Raw genomic sequence first — 4,360 nt, 5'->3', positions numbered from 1 at the left:
GGGGTGGCCCGTGTCGGCGGGGCCTGCATGCCGAACGGATCCGACGGCTCGGGCGCCACGGCGGTCGGCGGCGCGGGCGGCGGGGCCACGGGCTGGACGGGCGGCTGGAGCGGTGGTGGTTCGGGCGCGGACGGCGGCGGCACCGGAGCGGCGGCCGGCGGCGGGGCGGGCGCCACCGCGGGCGGCGGGCCCGGCGCGTCCCGCGCCGGCTCGGGCACCGGCGCCACCGGCTGGTCGGCGCCGGCGCCGCGCTCGGCCGCCAGATGCTCCCGCGCGGCCTTGATGATGTCCCACGCCGACAGCTCGTCGGTGGACGGCGGGGTGTGCATCGCCGGGGACGTCAGCTCCGCCGCGACCGCCTGCGGCACCGCGAACCCCGTCGCCGGCGGCGGGACCTGCGCCAGCCGGCACCACGTCAGCCCGAGGGTGTAGGTGGTGGCCAGCAGCGCGGCCAGCGCGTCGGGGTCGTCGCTGCGCAGCGCGTCCGGGAGCCGCCCGTCGCGCGGCCACAGCGACCGCAGCGGGCTGGCGGGGTCGCCCAGCACCGCCTGCGCCGTCCGGGCGCTGTCGGCGTCCAGCCAGCGCTGCAGCGCGGGCAGCGCGCCCGGCGCCGCCTGCAGGTCGGCGGCCAGCACCGCGATCCCGGCGCGGCGGACCTCGTCGTGCCCGCGGCCCGGCGCCGCCGGGCGGGGCCCGGTCAGCCCGGCGACGATCTGCTGCAGGTCGTACAGCGCCAGCCGCAGGTACTCGCCGGGCGCGGTGTCGCGGACCATCGGCGTCGCGAACTCCGCCGGGCAGCGGCGCCGCCACTCCTGCACGATCGCGTCGGGCCCGTACCGGACGGTCGCCAGGTCCTGGTTGACCAGCCGCAGCGACGCGGCCGTGATCGCCGCGAGCGCGTCCGCGCCAGGACGGAACCGGGGGTCGGCCTGCAGCCCGGCCGCGACCTCGTACATCACGCGGGCGATGTGGGCGGCGCCGCCGCCGTCGCCGGCGCCGAGGCGGTGCACGTAGTAGCCGGCCAGGGTGCCGAGGTCGGGCGGCATCATCCAGTGCAGCTGCTCGGCCGAGGTGGTCAGGAACGGGATGAACGACTCGATCAGCGGGTGCTCGGTCAGCGCCACCGGCGACCCGGCGCACCACAGCAGCGCTCCCCACGCCGCCGCGACGGTGGACGGCGTCCCCGGCTGGAACATCGGGTCGCGCTGCACGAACTGCTGCGGGTTGACGGCCAGGGCGGTGGTGAGCGCCTGGGAGATCCGCGCCACGACCGCGGTGTCGGGGACGGGCCCGAGGAACCCCAATGGCGCGACCCGCCCGGCCGACAGGTCCGGGCCGGTCGGGAACAGCTGCGGCGGGACGGGCGGCGTCCCGGCGCCCTGCGGCGCGGGGACGGCGACGCGGCGGTCGTCGAACCCGTCGGGCGGCGGGCAGGGGTGCCACGTGCCGTCCAGCCCGCACCGGTACCAGCGGCCCCACGCCCCGTACAGCCACCACTCCCCGGCGCCCCACAGCATCCGCGCGGCGATCTGGGCGGCGCGGTCGGCGGGCGGCGCGGTCTGCCACCAGGGGGAGGCGACCAGCTCGCGCACGTTCGCCTCGACGGAGGCGAACAGGTCCCCGCTCGGGCCGCCGCCGGTTCCTCCGGTTCCGCCGGGCCCCGCCCCGGCCGCCTGCCAGCTCATCCGGCGATAGTAGTGGCCCCGGGCGGGCCGTCCGGCACCGCACGAATCAATCGCCCCGACGTGATCGTCCCGGTTCGCCCGGCCGGTGCCGCACCCGTCGACGTGTAAGGAGTGTTATGTCATGATGCTCATTAGCTCGCGCGGGTGGCGCGGCGGCGGCGACCCGGACGGCGATCGGGGGTTGCGGTGGACGGTGCGGCGCGCACCCGCGCCTGGGGCGTGGGCCTGGCGGTGTTCTCCTCGGTCTGCTTCGGGGCGTCCGGGCCGTTCGGCAAGGCGCTCATCGAGGCGGGCCTCGGCCCCTTGCAGGCCGTGTGGCTGCGGATCGCGACCGCGGCGCTGGTCCTGGTCCCGCTCGCGCTGCTGCTGCGCGGCCGCGCGGCCGTCCGCGGGCTGCGCCCCCACCTGGGGCCCGTCGTCCTCTACGGGGCCAGCGGCGTCGCCGGATGCCAGGCCCTCTACTTCGTCGCGGCGTCCCGGCTGCCGGTCGGGGTGGCGATCCTGCTGGAGTTCAGCGGGCCCGTCATCGTGCTGGCGTGGCTGGGGCTCGTCCGCCGCGTCCCCGTGCGCCGCACCGCCATCGCCGGCGTCGCGGTCGCCATGGCCGGGCTGACCCTCGTCGTCCAGATCTGGAGCGGCCTGAGCCTGGACCCGGTCGGCCTGGCCGCCGGGGTCGGCGCCGCCGCCTGCCAGGCCAGCTACTTCCTCATCGTCGACCGCCTCACCGGACGCGTCGACCCCCTGGTCATCACCGCGTCCGGCAGCCTCGTGGCCGCCGCCGCGCTCACCGCGCTCGCCACGCCCTGGTCGCTGCCCTGGGACGTGCTGCCCGCGCAGGTCCCCATCGCCGGGCACACCGCCCCCGGCTGGACCCTGGTCATCTGGATCGGGATCGTCAGCACCGTGCTGGCCTACCTCGCCGGAGTCGCCGGGCTGCAACGCCTGTCCGCGCAGGTCGGCAGCGCGATCTGCTACACCGAGGCGGTCGCCGCCGCCCTCATCGCCTGGGCCGTCCTCGGCGAGCGCCTCACCCCCGCGCAGATGCTCGGCGGCCTGATCGTCCTGACCGGCGCCTACATCGCCCAGCGCGCCGCCGTCGCCCGCCCCGACCTGCTCGCCCCGGCCGTCCCGGTGCCCGCCGCGAACGGCACGGCCGGCGGCGGCACGGCCGGGACCGGGCTGGCCGCGCCCGCCGGAAAATGAGTGTCGGGCCCGCGGTGAAGATTCCTACACTCCATGATTGCGGAGGCGAACAATCATGGACACCCCCACGCTCCTCGCCCACCTGGAGACCCACGACACCGCCCTCACCCTGCCCAGGGGAGGCACCCTGCGCTGGGACGACGCGGACCTGCACCGCGCCGCCCACGCCGGCGACGCCGAGGGCTACGCGCTGCTCGGCCTCGCGCCCGGCGTGCGGCCCTGGCAGCGCGCCCGCGTGCTGCTGCAGACCCTCGCCGCCTCCCAGGCCGGCCTGGACGCCCCGGCCCGCGCCACCGCGGCCCGCGCCGCCCGCGTCCTGACCCTCGGCCTGCCGCCCGCGCAGGTCATCACCGTCCTGCTCGCGCTGCGGCGGCTGCGCGCCAACCACAAGCACACCACCCGCGCCGTGCTGCGGTTCATCCTGGAGCACCCCGACGCCGACGCGCTCATCGCCGCGCGCCGCCCCGCCCTGCTCGACTGCTTCGAGCACGCCCTCGGCACCGCCACCGCCCGCGGCTGCGCCCGCCGCATCGACGCGGGCGACACCGCCTCGGACTACCTGCGGCGCCGCCTGCTGCGGTTCCTGTCGGCGCGGGCCGCGGTGTCGGCGGACGTGCCCGCCCGCGTCCGCGCCCTCTACGCCCCCGCGCCCCCCACCGTCCGCCACGGCACCGGCGGCCCCGAGGGAGGCGCCCGCGGCGCGGAGCGGGCGGCGGGGATGCCGCACGACCCCGCCCTGCCCCTGGACGCGCCGCGCGAACGGCCCGCGACCGTCACCGCGACCAACCGCGGCGACATCGCCGCCACCCTCGTCCACCTGTACCGGGGCGGGCCCGCCGAGGAGCTGTACGTCGCGCTCGGCCGCTACGTCGGCGCCGCCGCGGCCGCCTTCCCCCGCTTCGACGGGACGGTCGCGCTCGTCCTGGACGCCTCGGCGTCCATGCGCGGCTACGGCGACCGCGAATGGGCCCTGATGTCGCAGGCCGCCGCGCTGCGGATGGTGCTGTCGCAGGTCTGCGCGCGGCTGGAGGTCATCGAGGCCGGCGGCGACGAGCGCGCCCCGCGCGGCGCGACCGACCTGGCCACCGGCGTCCTGGACGCCCTCGGCGCCGACCCCGACCTGGTCGCGGTCGTCTCCGACGGCTACGAGAACCAGTTCCCCGGCGACCTGGCCCGCGTCGCGGCGAGCCTGCCCGGCGCAGGTGTCACCACCCCGGTGGTGTTCTGCCACGCCCTGTTCACCGGCGGCGACGACCTGCGCCAGCGGCGCCCCGCACCCGCCCTGCCGCAGCGCGGGTTCTGGCACCAGGACGACTTCGCCGAACTGCTGCCCTGGATGTTCGGGCACTGCCGGGCGGGCGCGCCGTGGCTCCGCGCCGCCCTGCACGCCCGCCTGGACGCCCTGGACCGGCAGGCCGACGGCCTGACCACCGGCCTCGCCGCCTGACCACACCACCCGCCCCACCCACGGG

3 protein-coding genes are annotated in these 4,360 nt (G+C 78.1%); 2 read left to right on the top strand and 1 reads right to left on the bottom strand.

Annotated features, from left to right (window positions below; all coding sequences use genetic code 11):
- A partial coding sequence (locus ETD83_RS39820; protein ID WP_138650431.1) for a hypothetical protein occupies positions 1–1,685 on the bottom strand: 1,685 nt, incomplete at its 3' end.
- Positions 1,686–1,871: 186 nt separating this feature from the next.
- Here ETD83_RS39820 and ETD83_RS39815 point away from each other — a divergent pair.
- Positions 1,872–2,888, top strand: a complete 1,017-nt coding sequence (locus tag ETD83_RS39815; protein WP_138650430.1) for an EamA family transporter — start codon at positions 1,872–1,874, stop codon at positions 2,886–2,888.
- A gap of 55 nt (positions 2,889–2,943) precedes the next feature.
- On the top strand, positions 2,944–4,335 hold the full coding sequence (locus tag ETD83_RS39810; protein WP_138650429.1) for a VWA domain-containing protein: 1,392 nt from the start codon (positions 2,944–2,946) through the stop codon (positions 4,333–4,335).
- Positions 4,336–4,360: the final 25 nt, after the last annotated feature.

Origin of the sequence: Actinomadura soli, from assembly GCF_005889715.1 — a bacterium.
GTDB lineage: Bacteria > Actinomycetota > Actinomycetes > Streptosporangiales > Streptosporangiaceae > Spirillospora > Spirillospora soli.
This window is presented reverse-complemented; position numbering and strand designations above follow the sequence as displayed.